Origin of the sequence: Pseudomonas sp. W15Feb9B, assembly GCF_000828175.1 — a bacterium.
Taxonomy (GTDB): Bacteria; Pseudomonadota; Gammaproteobacteria; order Pseudomonadales; family Pseudomonadaceae; genus Aquipseudomonas; species Aquipseudomonas parakoreensis.
The window spans coordinates 40583-57041 of record NZ_JTKF01000009.1 but is presented as its reverse complement, the minus strand read 5'-3'; the positions used below and the strand labels follow the sequence as shown (position 1 = coordinate 57041).

Genomic DNA, 16459 nt, shown 5'->3' with positions numbered 1-16459 from the left:
AATTAAAAGTCAGATACAAAACCGGCCCCTCAGGGCCGGTAGAAACTCAGTTGTTGTACAGATCGATGATCGCACTGACCGCCTGGGTCTTGACCTTGGAAGCATCGTTGCGTGCCTGCTCGATCTTGTCCAGGTAAGCCTCGTCGACGTCGCCGGTGACGTACTTGCCGTCGAACACCGCGCAATCGAAGTTTTCGATCTTGATCTTGCCGCCACCGACCGCTTCGATCAAGTCAGGCAAGTCCTGATAGATCAGCCAGTCTGCGCCGATCAGATCCGCCACGTCCTGAGTCGAACGGTTGTGTGCGATCAGTTCGTGAGCGCTCGGCATGTCGATGCCGTAAACGTTCGGGAAGCGTACGGCCGGGGCCGCCGAGCAGAAGTAGACGTTTTTCGCGCCGGCTTCACGGGCCATCTGGATGATCTGCTTGCAGGTGGTACCGCGCACGATCGAGTCGTCGACCAGCATCACGTTCTTGCCGCGGAATTCCAGCTCGATGGCGTTGAGCTTCTGGCGAACCGACTTCTTGCGCGCCGCCTGGCCCGGCATGATGAAGGTCCGGCCGATATAACGGTTCTTGACGAAACCTTCGCGGAATTTCACGCCCAGATGGTTCGCCAGCTCCAGCGCGGCGGTGCGGCTGGTGTCCGGAATCGGGATGACCACGTCGATGTCGTGCTCCGGACGCTCGCGCAGGATCTTCTCGGCGAGTTTCTCGCCCATGCGCAGACGCGCCTTGTAAACCGACACGCCGTCGATAATCGAATCCGGACGCGCCAGGTAAACGTGTTCGAAGATGCACGGGGTCAGGGACGGGTTGGTCGCGCACTGACGGGTGTGCAGCTTGCCGTCTTCAGTGATGTAGACCGCTTCGCCCGGGGCCAGATCGCGGATCAGGGTGAAACCGAGCACGTCCAGCGACACGCTTTCGGAAGCGATCATGTACTCGACGCCTTCGTCGGTGTGACGCTGGCCAAACACGATCGGACGGATGCCGTGCGGGTCACGGAAACCGACGATGCCGTAACCGGTGATCATCGCCACCACCGCGTAACCGCCGACGCAACGGTTGTGCACGTCGGTCACGGCGGCAAACACGTCTTCTTCGGTCGGCTGCAGCTTGCCGCGCTGGGCCAGCTCATGGGCGAACACGTTAAGCAGCACTTCCGAGTCGGAACTGGTGTTGACGTGACGCAGGTCGGATTCGTAGATTTCCTTGGCCAACTGTTCAACGTTGGTCAGGTTGCCGTTGTGCGCCAGGGTGATGCCGTAAGGCGAGTTGACGTAAAACGGCTGCGCTTCGGCCGAGGTCGAGCTGCCGGCGGTCGGGTAACGCACGTGGCCGATACCCATGTGGCCGACCAGGCGCTGCATGTGACGCTGCTGAAACACGTCACGCACCAGACCATTGTCCTTGCGCAAGAACAACCGGCCATCATGGCTGGTCACGATACCGGCAGCGTCCTGGCCGCGGTGCTGGAGCACGGTTAGCGCGTCATACAGCGCCTGATTGACGTTCGACTTACCGACGATACCGACGATGCCACACATGCGACGCAACCCCTACTTAATGGATCTGAACTGAACAACACTCACTGAGGCGTTTTGGCCGAAGGCAAGAGTTGCTCCTTGAACGGAATATCAGCGGGTACGCTGATTCCGCTGGCAAGCCACTGACTGCTCCACCCGAGAATCAGGTTTTTGGACCAGTCGGCGACCAATAGAAACTTTGGCACGAGCTGTGATTCTTTCCACCACCCGTCCTGCTGTACCGGCCCCAGGCTCAACAGCCCGACTGCCACGACCACCAGCAACACGCCACGCGCCGCGCCGAAGGCCATGCCCAGGAATCGGTCGGTGCCAGACAACCCGGTCACGCGCACCAACTCGCCGATAAGATAATTGATCATTGCGCCCACGATCAGTGTGGCGACAAACATGATGGCACAGCCCGCGATCACGCGAGCCGATGGGGTTTCGATGTATCCGGCGAGGTACTCGGACAGTGAGCCACCGAACATCCAGGCAACCGCTCCTGCGATGATCCAGGTCACCAGCGATAATGCTTCCTTGACGAAGCCGCGGCTCAAACTGATCAAAGCGGAGATGGCGATGATTGCAACGATCGCCCAGTCAACCAGGGTAAATGGCACAGTGCAGCCTACAGACGGATAAGGCGGCGCATTTTAGCAGAGCGCACCGCTGTCGGTAAGCTGCGATTTTCAGTGCATTTCAATCGAATCGATAGATCCTAGCCGCGCTCGGGCTGAAAGCGCACGACAAAACCCTTGAGGTTCTGCTGACGGCTCAACACATCCCGCAGGCGATCAGCCTCGGCACGTTCGATCAGCGGCCCGACGAACACCCGATTCTTGCCATCGGCGGAACGGATGTAAGCGTTGTAGCCTTGGCTGCGCAGGGTTTTCTGCAGCGATTCCGCGCCCTCTCGGCTCGACAGGCTGGCCAGTTGCACCGACCAGCTGACCGACAGACCGTTCGCATCGACCCGGCTTTGCGCGGTGTCAGGTTTGGTCGCAGCCGCAGCAATCGGCTGAGCCGGTGCCGGAGCAGGTTTGGCAACGGGCGCAGGCGCAACCGGTTTGGCTGCCGGAGCCGGGGTCGGCGCGGGTGCCGGTGCAGGTGCTGCGGCAATCGGCATCGACGGCGCCGATTGCTCGGCCACTTCGTCATCGCTCGGTACCGGCTCCTGCGGCAGCGCTTGCGGCTCAGGCACGGCCACCGGCTCGAGCTGCACTTGCGGCACAGCCGGCGCTTGCGGTGCAGATGGCGCCTCGACTGTCACTTGACGTTGCTCGTCCTGGCGGGAAAACAGCATCGGCAGGAAAATCACCGCCAGTGCCACCAGCACCAGGGCGCCAACCATGCGCTGCTTGTACGCTTTATCCAGCAAAGCCATTTGCCGCTTCCTCCGTGGAGCGCCGGGCCAGCCATTCAAGGGCCTCGGCGACACAATAAAATGATCCGAACAACAGAATCTCGTCGTCACTGGTGGCCGCTGCGCACTGCCCTTCCAGCGCCGCCGCGACACTGTCATAGGACGTGACGGATGCGCCAAGGTTCTGCAACCCGGCGTGCAATTCGCTGACCGGGCGCGAACGCGGCGAATCCAGCGGCGCGACCGCCCAATGCTGGACACTAGCATTCAATTCGCCGACAACACCATCCAGATCCTTGTCGGCCAGCAAGCCGAACACCGCCAGACGTTTGCCCGCCAGAGGCCGACTGGCCAGACGCCGCGCCAGATACTCCGCCGCGTGCGGGTTGTGTCCCACATCCAGCAGCAGGTTCAGGCGCTTGCTATTGAAGTCAAAGGAGCGACGATCCAGACGCCCGACCACGCGAGTCGCCTGCAAGGCTGCAACGATCTGCGACGCATCCCAAGGCAGACCGAGCAACAGATACGCCTGCAAGGCCAGCGCAGCGTTTTCCATCGGCAGATCGAGCAACGGCAAATCATGCAGTTCGACCTGCAGGCCTTGCGCATCGGTACCGCGCCATTGCCAATGCTGGTCAGTGACACCCAGGTCGAAATCACGCCCACGCAGGAAAAACGGACACGCCAATTCGCGCGCCTTGTCGAGCAACGGTTGCGGAGGATTCAGGTCACCACACAAGGCAGGTTTGCCCTGACGGAAAATCCCGGCCTTCTCGAAAGCCACGGATTCACGGGTGTTACCCAGGTATTCGGCATGATCAACGCCAATGCTGGTGACCAGCGCGACATCGGCATCTACCACATTGACCGTATCCAGACGCCCGCCCAGACCGACTTCCAGCACCACAGCGTCAAGTTTTGCCTGTTGAAACAGCCAGAACGCCGCCAGGGTGCCCATTTCGAAGTAAGTCAGGGAAGTGTCGCCTCGCCCGGCCTCGACTGCAGCGAAGGCCTCGCACAGCTGTGCGTCAGTGGCTTCGACGCCATTGAGCTGCACCCGCTCGTTGTAACGCAGCAGGTGCGGAGAATTGTAGACACCCACGCTCAGGCCCTGCGCCCGTAGCAATGAAGCCACGAAAGCGCAGGTCGAACCCTTGCCGTTGGTGCCGGTGACCGTGATCACCCGAGGCGCCGGCTGGCCCAGTCCCATGCGGGACGCTACCTGTTGCGAACGCTCCAGCCCCATGTCGATGGCCGATGGATGCAACTGTTCAAGGTAGGCGAGCCATTCGCCAAGGGTACGTTCGGTCATACGTTGGCAGGCACCGGTGGAACGACGATTGGCTCGACAGGAGCGGCGACATAGGTCGGTGTCGGCTGGCCGGTCAGCTGCGCCAGCAGATTACCCAGGCGTGGACGCAGTTCACGACGATCGATGATCAGGTCGATTGCGCCATGCTCCAGCAGGAACTCGCTGCGCTGGAAGCCTTCCGGCAGTTTTTCCCGCACGGTCTGCTCGATCACGCGCGGACCGGCGAAGCCGATCAGGGCTTTTGGCTCACCGACGATCACGTCGCCGAGCATCGCCAGACTGGCAGAAACACCGCCGTAGACCGGATCGGTCAGCACAGAGATGAACGGAATGCCTTCTTCACGCAGACGCGCCAGTACGGCCGACGTCTTGGCCATCTGCATCAGCGAGATCAGCGCTTCCTGCATGCGCGCACCACCGGAGGCGGCGAAGCAGATCATCGGGCAACGGTTTTCCAGGGCGTAGTTGGCGGCGCGCACGAAGCGCTCACCGACGATGGCACCCATGGAACCGCCCATGAAGTTGAATTCGAACGCCGAGACCACCACCGGCATGCCCAGCAAGGTGCCGCTGACGGAGATCAGCGCGTCCTTTTCGCCGGTCTGCTTCTGTGCAGCGACCAGACGGTCCTTGTACTTCTTGCCGTCGCGGAATTTCAGACGGTCAACCGGCTCCAGGTCTGCGCCCAGCTCGTTGCGGCCTTCGGCATCCAGGAAGATGTCGATACGCGCCCGTGCGCCGATGCGCATGTGGTGGTTGCACTTGGGGCAAACATCCAGGGTCTTTTCCAGCTCAGGGCGATACAGCACAGCCTCGCAGGACGGGCATTTGTGCCACAGACCTTCAGGCACCGAGCTCTTCTTGACCTCCGACCGCATGATCGAAGGGATCAGTTTGTCTACCAACCAGTTGCTCATGCTTTCTTTCTCCAGTACCGGCGGCCCGAACGCTCTGGTTCGCAGCCCCGCGTATGCCCTTCAGCTAAATTCATGTGTGTGGCGATGGTTGGTGGAACGCCGCGGTCAGCGCGAAACATGACCTGCGTGCAACTCCAGAAACCCTCAGCCTCGCCTGCTTTGTGCAAGTGCATTGATGGACGGCGGCAGACTGCCAGCCGTCACATCGAAGTAGACGCTCCCTGCGAGCTGCTGCGTACGGCATTGATGAACGCGCGGATCTTCGCAGGATCCTTGATGCCCTTGCTCGCCTCTACCCCGCCGCTGACATCGACGGCGTACGGTTTGACCCGGGCCACAGCGTCGGCGACGTTTTCCGGGGTCAGGCCACCCGCCAGGATCAGCGGCTTGCTCAATTGCTGCGGAATCAATGACCAGTCGAACGCCTCACCGGTTCCGCCGGGCACACCTTCGACGTAGGTGTCGAGCAGCACACCGCTGGCACTCGGATAAACATCGACGGCAGCCGCGATGTCGTCGCCGGCCTTGACCCGCAATGCCTTGATGTACGGACGATGCCAGCCTTCGCACTCTTCAGCGGTCTCGTCGCCATGGAACTGCAACAGATCCAGCGGCACGGCATCGAGGATTTCCCCCAATTCACAGCGACTGGCGTTGACGAACAAGCCCACCGTCGTCACGAAGGGCGGCAAAGCCTGAATGATCGCCCTTGCCTGCTGCACGCTCACTGCGCGCGGACTCTTTGCATAAAACACGAAACCGATCGCATCCGCCCCGGCCTCGACCGCTGCCAACGCATCCTCTATGCGGGTAATCCCGCAAATCTTGCTGCGAACGGCTGACATGTCGATAAAAACCTCAAGGTAAAAACCGGGAAAGTCCCGGATGGTAACAAAAGCGTCGGGAGGCGTCAGCCGTCAAGGTCCGAGAAACCCGTAAGGAAATGTGGCCCGATGAAACGCTCGGGCAGCGGGAACTCGTCGTGATACTCGACCTGTACCAGATACAATCCATACGGATGCGCTGTCACGCCACCGGAGCGCCGCTCCCGGCTCTCCAGCACTTCCTTCATCCACTCCACCGGGCGCTCGCCGGCACCGATGGTCATCAGCACACCGGCGATGTTGCGCACCATGTGGTGCAGGAACGCATTGGCACGGATATCGAGCACGATCATCTTGCCGTGCCGGGTCACGCGCAGGTGATGCATCTTCTTGATCGGCGACTTGGCCTGGCACTGGCCGGCACGGAACGCACTGAAATCGTGGGTGCCAATCAGATATTGCGCAGCTTGCGCCATACGCTCGACGTCGAGCGGGCGGTGGTTCCAGGTGATCTCCTCATTGAGATGCGCCGGACGAATCTGATCGTTGTAGATCACATAGCGGTAACGTCGGGCGATGGCTTTGAACCGCGCATGAAAATGCGCCGGCATCACCCGCGCCCAACTGACACTGATGTCGTGGGGCAGATTGATATTGGCGCCCATCACCCAGGCTTTCAGCGAACGATCGACCGGCGTGTCGAAGTGCACCACCTGCCCGCACGCATGCACCCCGGCATCGGTGCGACCGGCGCACTGCAGCGAAATCGGCGAATTGGCGACTTTCGACAAGGCTTTTTCAAGCTCTTCCTGCACCGTGGCCACGCCGGTCAACTGACGCTGCCAGCCGCTGTAGCGCGAGCCTTTGTACTCGACGCCCAGTGCCACGCGGTAAAAGCCTTCGGGTGCCATTTCGGCGGCCGGATTATCTATGTTTGCCAAGGTGGGACAGCCTGCTGATGTACAAAGGCGGGCATTATAAGGCTGTGGGTCGGGGATGCCAGTTTCAAGATCAAAAGATCGCAGCCTTCGGCAGCTCCTACATGAGATTACGTTCCTCTGTAGGAGCTGCCGAAGGCTGCGATCTTTTGATATTAAAAAGCAAACAAAAACGGCAGCCTTGATCGGGCTGCCGTTTTTGATTTACCGCTGACTCAAGCCAGGTGCGAAAGCATTTCCTTGGCCTCGCCCCGCTGCTTCTCGTCACCTTCGGTCAACACCTCGTTGAGGATGTCGCGCGCGCCGTCATTGTCGCCCATGTCGATGTAGGCCTGGGCCAGATCGAGTTTGGTGGCGGCTTCGTCGGTGCCGGCGAGGAAGTCGAAGTCGTCTTCGCCCAGTTCATCGCCCATGGCCGCGTCGGCTTCGGTGAAGGTCGGCTCGGCGATGCTCTGCGACAGACGATCCAGCTCGGCGTTGACGTCATCCAGCTCTGCCGCGAAGGCATCCGGTTCGGCCGGGTTGGTGTCCATTTCGTCGGCCAGCGACAGATCGAAATCGGCGGGCAGCTCCAGATCGTCCTGTGGCATTTCGCTGGCGACCACAGGCTCGGCCGGCGACAGGTCTTTCACGCCTTCGTCCAGATCCAGCAGGAAGTCATCGTCCGCCAGGTCAGCCATCGGGGCTGGCGCAGGCTCGGCACCGAGGTCCAGATCGAGGTCGAAATCCGACAAGTCGTCGAGATTCTCTTTGATTTCGGTCTGCTGTTGCAGCACCGACTCAAAGCTCAGATCGTCGTCAGCCGGGAATTCGTCCAGCTCCACCGGAGCTTCAGGTGCGACGACAGGCGCAGGCTCAACCGGGGAGATGTTGTCGAGGTCGTCCAGACTCAGATCGAACGCGCTGTCCAGATCATCTGCCGCAGGCTCAGGTGCAGGCGCCTCTGGCTCGTCAAGCAGCAGCTCCTTGACGTATTGCGCATCGAGTTCGGCAGCGGCCGCCGCTGCAGCCAGCCCCGCAACCGCGACTACAGCCATGGCCGGGAAGCGTTTTTTCAGCTCTTCGACCTTGGCGAAGTTGTCGCCATTGGCCACCAGCTGGCGCTCCTGACCGACGAACGCATCGCGGTCACCCTGTTGACCATAAACTTCCATCAGTTTCAGCCGCAGATCACTGCGTTGCGGTTCAAGACTGACGCCCTCTTCCAGCAGCGCGGCAGCCTGATTCAAGCGACCGGCATTGATATGCGACTGAGCCTTGTCCAGCACGTCATCGGAACGCTCGGCGGCCGGCGCGACCAATGGCGCGGCAATCGGCTCGGCCATCACCACCGGAGCCACTACCGCAGCAGGCGCTGGCGCAGATGCCGGGGTGTTGAGCTTGACGCTGGCGGCAGGTGTTTCCAGACCTTCGAAGCTGCTTTCCGGCAGATCCTGCTCGGCAGAGAACTCCTGCTCTTCAGCCAACGCGCGGGCCATGCGCAGGTGTTTCTCGGCTTCCTGCTGGGCTTTGCGGCGACGGGCCAGCAGCAACAGCAGAAGCAGCAGCACCACCGCACCGCCGCCGATCAGCCCCAGCAGGATCGGATTGGTCAGCAGTTCATTGAAGGTTTTGTCTTCATCGACTACCGGTTTTGGCGCAACCACTGGCGTCTCGGCAGGCGTGTCGACCGGTGGCGCAATCGCCGATTCCGGGGTAGGTGCGGCCTCCGCCGGCGTCGCTGGCGGCGTTGCGGCCAGTTCGGCGGTGATCGCCGGTACGGCAGCGGTGGCGGCTGGCGCAGTGCCCGGACCCTCGGCCTGCATCTTCGCCAGTTGATTGTTTTTCAGCTCGATCAGGCGCTGCAGCTTGTCCAGCTGACTTTGCAGATCAGCCATGCGGCTTTTCAGTTCTTCGTTGTCACGACGGGTCGTGTCGAGGCTTTCCTGAGTCACCGCCAGTTTGTTGCTCAAGGCCTTGGCATCGCCGGCCGGGCCTTTGCCCCGCGCCTTGGCACTTTCGGCGGAGACCAGGCTCAAGTTGTCTTTGGAATTCTGGCCGGTGCCGACATTGCTGCGACCACGCTTGGTGGCATCGAGCTGCTGCTGGCCGGTACCCGGCTTGGCCACATAGCGACGACCCTGACGCCAGGCTTCGTTCTGCGCGGCGACTTCGGCAATCGCTTTCGATTGCGGCAGCGCGGTGCTTTCCACCGAGTCCGGCAGGCGCAGCACCTGACCGGTTTTCAGCCGGTTGATGTTGCCGTCGATGAACGCATCCGGGTTGAGCGCCTGAATCGCCAGCATGGTCTGCTGCACCGAACCGCCGGTGCGCGCCTTCGCGGCAATTTCCCACAGAGTGTCGCGCGGCGTGGTGGTGTATTGCGACGGGTGCGTGGCGCCGGTGGTCGGTGCGGTGATGGTCTGCGACGGTGCCGGTTGCGCGGCGGCATCAGCGGTCTGTGGCGAGAATTTCGACGGATCCAGCAGCACGCTGTAATCGCGCAGCAGACGGCCGTTGGGCCACATCACCTGCACGAGGAATTTCACCATCGGTTCCGACAGCGGCTTGCTCGAAGTCACGCGCAGCACGCTTTTGCCGCTGGCGTTGAGCACCGGGGTGAACGTCAGGTCGTTGAGGAAGGCCTGGCGATCAACACCGGCCTTGGCGAAATCTTCGGGTGAAGCCAGGCTCGGCACCACTTCGGCAGCGGTGAGATCCTTGACGTCGAGCAACTCGATCTCGGCCACCAGCGGCTGGTTCAGGGTCGACTTCAGGGTCAGCTCCCCGAGCCCGAGGGCATGCGCCATACCGGAGGACAGCGCCGAGGCGGCCGCTATTGCTAACACCAGTTTGCGAACTTGAACCATAGCCTCATCCTTTGTTTGAACGTTCCTCGGCCAGCGAGAAGATGTTGATTGCCGCTGCCGTAAGGCATTGCGCGCGACGACGACACAAGCCGCGCGCGATCATTTCTTTGATGCCCCGGAAAGTCCCGGAGGGTGACACGTTATCAAGTGCTCCGGGCAAGCATAGCGCTCACCTAGAATCAGTCGACAAATTGTTGCCAAGTATCTTTTACAGCAGGTCTTTTATCAACAATTCAGCAACCTGCACAGCGTTGAGGGCCGCACCTTTGCGTACGTTATCTGACGTCAGCCACAGATTAAGTTCCGCCGGGTCGTCGACACCGGCGCGCACACGGCCAACATAGACAACGTCCTGCCCCACCGCGTCACCCACCGCTGTCGGGTAATCGCCGGCTTCAACCAGCTCGATGCCGGGTGCGTCTTCCAGTGCGGCGTTGACCTTTTCCAGGTCGACCGCGCTCGCTGACTGCAAGGTCACGCTATAGCTATCGCCAAAAAACACCGGGGCTTGAACGCAAGTAGCGGAAATCTTTAATAAAGGCTGCGCCAACACCTGACGCAGCTCGCGCACCAGGCGCTTTTCCAGCAGCGTGTGGCCTTGAGCGTCCGGCGTACCGACCTGGGCCAGCAGGTTGAAGGCCATCTGCCGATCGAAGAAGGTCGGCTCCAGCGGACGCATGTTCAGCAACTCGGCGGTCTGCCGCGCCAGCTCGGTCACAGCTTCGCGACCTTGGGCGGATACGGCCAGATTGGCGGTGACGTTGACGTATTGCAGGTCGAGCAAATCGAGCAGCGGCGCCAGCACCACGGCAAGCGTCGTCGCCGACGGGCTTGGGCTGCTGATCTGGAACGGCGCGCTCAGACCGGCGATGACCTCGGCGTTGGCTTCCGGCACCACTTGCGGCGCCTGCTCGGCCGGCAATGCGCCGGACAGGTCGATCAGCGAGCAACCGGCCGCGTGGGCACGCGCCGCGTAGCTCAGGGAAACGGCAGCGCCAGCGGCGAAGAACACCAGTTTGACCTTGCTGAAATCGAACTCGTCGACTTCCCGCACGCGCACGTTCTTGTTGCGAAACAGCACCGAGCTGCCAGCGGATTCGCTGCTGGCCAGCAGGTGCAGGTTACCGACCGGAAAGTCGCGCTCTTCGAGAATCTGTACGAGGGTTTCGCCGACAGTACCGGTGGCGCCGACGACGGCAATATCAAGGGTCTGGGTCATGGCTCTACCTCTGGCGAAACGGGGGGAGCGGCACTTTACCGGGTGACTGGCGGTTCGGCAATTTAGAGCAAAAGATCGCAGCCTTCGGCAGCTCCTACAGGAGTTGCGTGTGAACCCGATTCTGTAGGAGCTGCCGAAGGCTGCGATCTTTTAAAATGCCATAAAAAAACCCGCACCTCTCACAAGGCACGGGTTCTTTCATTACATCAAGCGATCAACGCTCAAGCAGGATCCGCAGCATGCGACGCAGCGGTTCGGCCGCGCCCCACAGCAGTTGGTCGCCGACGGTGAAGGCACCGACGAATTGCGAGCCCATGTTCAGCTTGCGCAGACGACCCACCGGGACGTTCAGGGTGCCGGTGACCTTGGTCGGACTCAGCTCCTGCATGCTGATGTCGCGGTTGTTCGGTACCAGTTTGACCCAAGGGTTGTGCTGGCTGATCAGCCCTTCGATGTCGGCGATCGGCACGTCTTTGTTCAGCTTGATGGTCAGCGCCTGGCTGTGGCAACGCATGGCGCCGATGCGCACGCAGATACCGTCGACCGGGATCGGGCTCTTGAAGCGGCCAAGGATCTTGTTGGTCTCGGCCTGGGCCTTCCACTCTTCACGGCTCTGGCCGTTCGGCAGTTCCTTGTCGATCCACGGGATCAGGCTGCCGGCCAGCGGTACGCCGAAGTTCTCGGTCGGGTACGCGTCGCTGCGCATGGCTTCGGCCACACGACGGTCGATGTCGAGGATCGCGCTGGCCGGGTCGGCCAGTTGATCGGCGACAGCGGCGTGGGTCGCGCCCATCTGCTTGATCAGTTCACGCATGTTCTGCGCGCCGGCACCGGAGGCCGCCTGATACGTCATGGCGCTCATCCACTCGACCAGACCGGCCTCGAACAGACCGCCCAGGCCCATCAGCATCAGGCTGACGGTGCAGTTGCCGCCGATGTAGTTCTTGGTGCCCGCATCCAGCTGCTGGTCGATGACCTTGCGATTGACCGGGTCGAGAATGATCACGGCGTCATCGTTCATGCGCAGGCTGGACGCCGCGTCGATCCAGTAACCCTGCCAGCCGGCTTCGCGCAGCTTCGGGAACACTTCGCTGGTGTAGTCGCCGCCCTGGCAGGTCAGGATCACGTCGAGGGTTTTCAGCTCTTCAATGCTGTAAGCGTCCTTGAGCGGAGCAATGTCCTTGCCCACGGACGGGCCTTGGCCACCGACATTGGAAGTGGTGAAAAACACCGGCTCGATAAGATCGAAATCCTGCTCTTCCAGCATCCGCTGCATGAGCACGGAACCGACCATGCCGCGCCAACCGATCAGACCTACACGTTTCATCGCAACTACACCTTCTTGAAAAGTGGGCCGCTGCTTTGTATTGAATTTCGCAGCGGGCCCGAGAGATTACAGATTCCGCAGCGCGGCGACTACTGCGTCACCCATTTCCTGCGTTCCGACTTTGGTACAACCGGCCGAATAGATGTCACCGGTACGCAAGCCTTGATCCAGCACCACGCTGACGGCTTTCTCGATGGCATCGGCCGCGTCGTGCAGATTGAAGCTGTAACGCAGCATCATCGACACCGACAGAATGGTCGCCAACGGGTTGGCAATGCCTTTGCCGGCGATGTCCGGCGCCGAACCGTGGCAAGGCTCGTACATGCCCTTGTTGTTCGAATCCAGCGAAGCCGACGGCAGCATGCCGATCGATCCGGTAAGCATCGAGGCTTCGTCGGAGAGAATGTCGCCGAACATGTTGTCGGTGACGATCACGTCGAACTGCTTCGGTGCGCGCACCAGTTGCATGGCGGCGTTGTCGACGTACATGTGGCTCAGTTCGACTTCAGGGTAATCCTTGGCGACCTGCTCGACCACTTCACGCCACAGTTGGCTGGACGCCAGCACGTTGGCCTTGTCCACCGAGCACAGCTTCTTGCCGCGAACCATGGCCATGTCGAAACCGACGCGGGCGATACGGCGGATCTCGCTCTCGCTGTACGGCAGGGTGTCGTAGGACTGACGCTCGCCGTTTTCCAGGGTGCGGGTGCCGCGTGGCGCGCCGAAGTAGATGCCGCCGGTCAGCTCACGGACGATCAGGATGTCCAGACCGGCCACGATTTCCGGCTTCAGGCTCGAAGCGTCGGCCAGTTGCGGGTAGAGGATCGCCGGACGCAGGTTGCCGAACAGGCCCAGTTGCGCACGAATCTTCAGCAGGCCGCGCTCAGGGCGGATGTCGCGCTCGATGGCGTCCCATTTCGGACCGCCCACGGCGCCCAGCAGGACGGCGTCGGCAGCACGGGCGCGGTCGAGGGTTTCGTCGGCCAGTGGCACGCCGTGCTTGTCGATGGCGGCACCACCGATCACATCATGACTCAGCTCGAAGCCCAGGCTGTACTTGTCGTTGGCCAGCTCCAGCACCTTGACCGCTTCGGCCATGATTTCCGGACCAATACCGTCACCTGGGAGAATCAGAATCTGCTTGCTCATGCTTTCCTCATGTCATCAGTCGGTGCGCCACTCAGGGCGCGCCCGGAAAAATTCTTATCGCTCAGCCATCAATACGATTACATCTGTACTGAACGAGCCGTCGGCATCAATCTCAAAATATTCGCGCACTTCGTTGCCCATCGACTGCTGCAACTGGCGGATCGCCCCGCGCATCACCTCGGGCGTGCGCATGCGCTCGACCCAGCTGCTGTACTCCAGACGCAGACGCTGACGCGTGGTGCTGCGGGTATGCAGCCCGGCCTCGCTGACCTGACGCAGCCACTCGCCGGCAGAATAATCGCGCACATGGCTGGTGTCGCGCAGCACTTCAACGCTCTGCAGATAGGTGTCGAACAACGGGCTGCCCGGTGACAACACGTCAACGAACGCCGCCACACCACCCGGTTTCAGCACCCGACGCACTTCACGCAGGGCCACGCCGAGGTCGCTCCAATGGTGCGCCGAATAACGGCTGAACACGAAATCGAATTCGCCATCGGCAAACGGCAGGCGCTCGGCGGCGCCGTTGACCGTGGAGATGTTGGCAAAACCGCGATCAACCGCTGCGGCGGCGACCACATCGAGCATTTGCTGCGACAAGTCGTAGGCCACCACTTCCTTGACCAGCGGCGCCACATGAAAACTCACATGACCGGCGCCGCAACCCAGGTCCAGCAGCCGGGCTTCGCCCTGCCCGGCCAGTTCAGCCTGTAGCAGCGCGAACTCGGTGCCTTGAGCGTGAACAGCGCTGCTCAGGTAGGCGGCGGCCTGTTCACCGAATTGCTTTTGTACAACCTGACTGTGCTGGGCGGTGCTGGTCATAGTCACTTCCTGGCATTTGTGTTGTTTGGGCCGGCCTCTTCGCGAGCAAGCCCGCTCCCACAGGGGAATGCATTTCAAATGTGGGAGCGAGCTTGCTCGCGAAGGGGCCAGCCCTGACTACATCAATCTTATGCGTCGCGGAACAACCAAGGCTGGCTCACACGATGCTTGGCCTCGAACGCGGCAATCGCATCGCCGTCCTGCAAGGTCAGGCCGATATCATCCAGACCATTGAGCAGGCAATGCTTGCGGAACGCGTCGATCTCGAAGTGGTACACCTTGCCGTTCGGGCTGGTCACGGTCTGCTCGTGCAGATCGATCTGCAACTGATAGCCCGGCTCGGCCTCGACCTGCTTGAACAGTTCATCAACTTCAGCGTCGCTCAGAATGATCGGCAGCAAGCCGTTCTTGAAGCTGTTGTTAAAGAAGATGTCGGCGTAGCTCGGCGCGATGATGCTGCGGAAACCGTATTCTTCCAGCGCCCACGGGGCGTGTTCACGGCTGGAGCCGCAACCGAAGTTCTCACGGGCCAGCAACACGCTGGCGCCTTGATAGCGCTCGGCATTGAGCACGAAATCCTTGTTCAACGGGCGCTTGGAGTTGTCCTGGTACGGCTGGCCGACATCCAGGTAACGCCACTCGTCGAACAGGTTCGGGCCGAAACCGGTGCGCTTGATCGACTTCAAAAACTGCTTGGGAATGATCTGGTCGGTGTCGACGTTGGCACGATCCAGAGGCGCGACAAGACCAGTGTGCTGGGTAAAAGCTTTCATGCTGCGCTCTCCTTCAGATCAATTCACGAACGTCGATGAAACGACCGTTCACCGCCGCCGCAGCGGCCATGGCCGGGCTCACGAGGTGGGTACGACCACCGGCGCCCTGACGGCCTTCGAAGTTACGGTTGGAGGTCGAGGCGCAATGCTCGCCGGACTCCAAACGGTCCGGGTTCATCGCCAGGCACATCGAGCAACCCGGCTCACGCCACTCAAAACCGGCTTCGAGGAAGATCTTGTCGAGACCTTCGGCTTCCGCCTGCGCCTTCACCAGACCCGAGCCCGGTACGACGATTGCCTGCTTGATCGTCGAAGCGACTTTGCGACCCTTGGCGATCACGGCCGCAGCGCGCAAGTCTTCGATGCGCGAGTTGGTGCAGGAGCCGATGAACACGCGATCCAGCTGAATGTCGGTGATCGCCTGATTGGCGCTCAAACCCATGTATTTCAAGGCGCGGACGATCGAATCGCGCTTGACCAGATCCATCTCTTTGGCCGGATCCGGCACGTTCTGATCAACGGCCAGCACCATTTCAGGCGAAGTGCCCCAGCTGACTTGCGGCTTGATCTGCGCAGCGTCGAGTTCAACTACGGTGTCGAACTTGGCATCAGCGTCGGAGACCAGGTCTTTCCAGGCTTCAACCGCCTGATCCCACTGCGCACCTTTCGGCGCGAACGGACGGCCCTTGACGTACTCGACGGTCTTTTCATCCGCTGCCACCAGACCCACGCGGGCGCCGGCTTCGATGGACATGTTGCAGATGGTCATGCGGCCTTCGACGGACAGATCACGAATCGCGCTGCCGGCGAATTCGATGGCATGGCCGTTACCGCCGGCGGTGCCGATCTTGCCGATCACCGCGAGGACGATGTCCTTGGCCGTCACGCCGAACGGCAACTGGCCTTCGACGCGTACCAGCATGTTTTTCATCTTCTTGGCGACCAGGCACTGGGTGGCGAGCACGTGCTCGACCTCGGAAGTGCCGATCCCGTGCGCCAAGGCACCAAAGGCACCGTGGGTCGAGGTGTGCGAGTCGCCGCAGACCACGGTCATGCCCGGCAAGGTTGCGCCCTGCTCCGGGCTGATCACGTGGACGATGCCCTGACGGATGTCGTTCATCTTGAACTCGACGATGCCGTACTCATCACAGTTGTCATCGAGGGTCTGAACCTGCAAACGCGAGACCTGGTCGGCAATCGCGGCGATGCCGCCCTTGCGCTCCGGTGTGGTCGGTACGTTGTGGTCCGGGGTCGCGATGTTGGCATCGATGCGCCACGGCTTGCGCCCGGCCAGACGCAGGCCTTCGAAGGCTTGCGGCGAGGTCACTTCGTGGATGATGTGACGGTCGATGTAGATCAGCGCCGAGCCATCGTCGCGCTGCTTGACCAAATGCGAATCCCAGAGCTTGTCGTAGAGCGTTTTGCCGGCCAT

Annotated in this window: 14 protein-coding genes; all 14 read right to left on the bottom strand. The window is 61.3% G+C overall.

The window, feature by feature from the left end; genetic code table 11:
- Positions 1-46: 46 nt before the first annotated feature.
- On the bottom strand, positions 47-1552 hold the full coding sequence (purF, locus tag OC71_RS06695) for an amidophosphoribosyltransferase (protein WP_003226416.1): 1506 nt from the start codon (positions 1550-1552) through the stop codon (positions 47-49).
- 41 nt (positions 1553-1593) lie between these two features.
- Positions 1594-2154 (bottom strand): CvpA family protein, encoded by a 561-nt coding sequence (locus OC71_RS06690; protein WP_007961197.1) that lies wholly within the window; start codon positions 2152-2154, stop codon positions 1594-1596.
- A 98-nt stretch (positions 2155-2252) separates the two neighbouring features.
- Positions 2253-2918 carry an SPOR domain-containing protein gene (locus OC71_RS06685; RefSeq protein WP_041066065.1) on the bottom strand — a complete coding sequence of 222 codons (666 nt, stop codon included), beginning with the start codon at positions 2916-2918 and terminating at the stop codon, positions 2253-2255.
- Positions 2902-4209 (bottom strand): bifunctional tetrahydrofolate synthase/dihydrofolate synthase, encoded by a 1308-nt coding sequence (gene folC, locus OC71_RS06680; RefSeq protein WP_041066062.1) that lies wholly within the window; start codon positions 4207-4209, stop codon positions 2902-2904. Before folC ends, OC71_RS06685 begins: the two co-directional genes overlap by 17 nt.
- Positions 4206-5126, bottom strand: a complete 921-nt coding sequence (gene accD, locus OC71_RS06675) for an acetyl-CoA carboxylase, carboxyltransferase subunit beta (protein ID WP_041066058.1) — start codon at positions 5124-5126, stop codon at positions 4206-4208. The genes folC and accD overlap by 4 nt, the downstream gene beginning before the upstream one ends.
- 200 nt (positions 5127-5326) lie before the next feature.
- Positions 5327-5971 (bottom strand): phosphoribosylanthranilate isomerase, encoded by a 645-nt coding sequence (locus OC71_RS06670; protein WP_041066055.1) that lies wholly within the window; start codon positions 5969-5971, stop codon positions 5327-5329.
- 65 nt (positions 5972-6036) lie between these two features.
- Positions 6037-6861: a tRNA pseudouridine(38-40) synthase TruA gene (gene truA, locus OC71_RS06665; RefSeq protein ID WP_041066053.1), complete on the bottom strand. Its 825-nt coding sequence runs from the start codon at positions 6859-6861 to the stop codon at positions 6037-6039.
- 242 nt (positions 6862-7103) lie between these two features.
- The gene (locus OC71_RS06660) at positions 7104-9737 is read right to left on the bottom strand and encodes a FimV/HubP family polar landmark protein (protein ID WP_041066050.1); all 2634 of its coding nucleotides are present in this window, start codon (positions 9735-9737) and stop codon (positions 7104-7106) included.
- Between the two features lie 208 nt (positions 9738-9945).
- Entirely contained in the window at positions 9946-10956 is a 1011-nt protein-coding gene (locus OC71_RS06655; RefSeq protein ID WP_041066047.1) for an aspartate-semialdehyde dehydrogenase, read from the bottom strand.
- 214 nt (positions 10957-11170) lie between these two features.
- The gene (gene asd / locus OC71_RS06650; RefSeq protein ID WP_003226428.1) at positions 11171-12283 is read right to left on the bottom strand and encodes an aspartate-semialdehyde dehydrogenase; all 1113 of its coding nucleotides are present in this window, start codon (positions 12281-12283) and stop codon (positions 11171-11173) included.
- A 66-nt stretch (positions 12284-12349) separates the two neighbouring features.
- On the bottom strand, positions 12350-13432 hold the full coding sequence (gene leuB, locus OC71_RS06645) for a 3-isopropylmalate dehydrogenase (protein WP_041066045.1): 1083 nt from the start codon (positions 13430-13432) through the stop codon (positions 12350-12352).
- Positions 13433-13486: 54 nt separating this feature from the next.
- The gene (locus tag OC71_RS06640; protein ID WP_041066042.1) at positions 13487-14254 is read right to left on the bottom strand and encodes a class I SAM-dependent methyltransferase; all 768 of its coding nucleotides are present in this window, start codon (positions 14252-14254) and stop codon (positions 13487-13489) included.
- A gap of 128 nt (positions 14255-14382) precedes the next feature.
- Positions 14383-15027 carry a 3-isopropylmalate dehydratase small subunit gene (gene leuD, locus OC71_RS06635; protein ID WP_041066040.1) on the bottom strand — a complete coding sequence of 215 codons (645 nt, stop codon included), beginning with the start codon at positions 15025-15027 and terminating at the stop codon, positions 14383-14385.
- Between the two features lie 13 nt (positions 15028-15040).
- Positions 15041-16459, bottom strand: a complete 1419-nt coding sequence (gene leuC, locus OC71_RS06630) for a 3-isopropylmalate dehydratase large subunit (protein WP_041066037.1) — start codon at positions 16457-16459, stop codon at positions 15041-15043.

Bases quoted from the DNA above. Each gene is read 5' to 3' on its own strand.
- purF (WP_003226416.1), bottom strand. From the start codon at position 1,552: ATGTGTGGCATCGTCGGTATCGTCGGTAAGTCGAACGTCAATCAGGCG.
- OC71_RS06685 (WP_041066065.1), bottom strand. From the start codon at position 2,918: ATGGCTTTGCTGGATAAAGCGTACAAGCAGCGCATGGTTGGCGCCCTG.
- folC (WP_041066062.1), bottom strand. From the start codon at position 4,209: ATGACCGAACGTACCCTTGGCGAATGGCTCGCCTACCTTGAACAGTTG.
- accD (WP_041066058.1), bottom strand. From the start codon at position 5,126: ATGAGCAACTGGTTGGTAGACAAACTGATCCCTTCGATCATGCGGTCG.
- OC71_RS06670 (WP_041066055.1), bottom strand. From the start codon at position 5,971: ATGTCAGCCGTTCGCAGCAAGATTTGCGGGATTACCCGCATAGAGGAT.
- truA (WP_041066053.1), bottom strand. From the start codon at position 6,861: ATGGCACCCGAAGGCTTTTACCGCGTGGCACTGGGCGTCGAGTACAAA.
- OC71_RS06660 (WP_041066050.1), bottom strand. From the start codon at position 9,737: ATGGTTCAAGTTCGCAAACTGGTGTTAGCAATAGCGGCCGCCTCGGCG.
- OC71_RS06655 (WP_041066047.1), bottom strand. From the start codon at position 10,956: ATGACCCAGACCCTTGATATTGCCGTCGTCGGCGCCACCGGTACTGTC.
- asd (WP_003226428.1), bottom strand. From the start codon at position 12,283: ATGAAACGTGTAGGTCTGATCGGTTGGCGCGGCATGGTCGGTTCCGTG.
- leuB (WP_041066045.1), bottom strand. From the start codon at position 13,432: ATGAGCAAGCAGATTCTGATTCTCCCAGGTGACGGTATTGGTCCGGAA.
- OC71_RS06640 (WP_041066042.1), bottom strand. From the start codon at position 14,254: ATGACCAGCACCGCCCAGCACAGTCAGGTTGTACAAAAGCAATTCGGT.
- leuD (WP_041066040.1), bottom strand. From the start codon at position 15,027: ATGAAAGCTTTTACCCAGCACACTGGTCTTGTCGCGCCTCTGGATCGT.
- leuC (WP_041066037.1), bottom strand. From the start codon at position 16,459: ATGGCCGGCAAAACGCTCTACGACAAGCTCTGGGATTCGCATTTGGTC.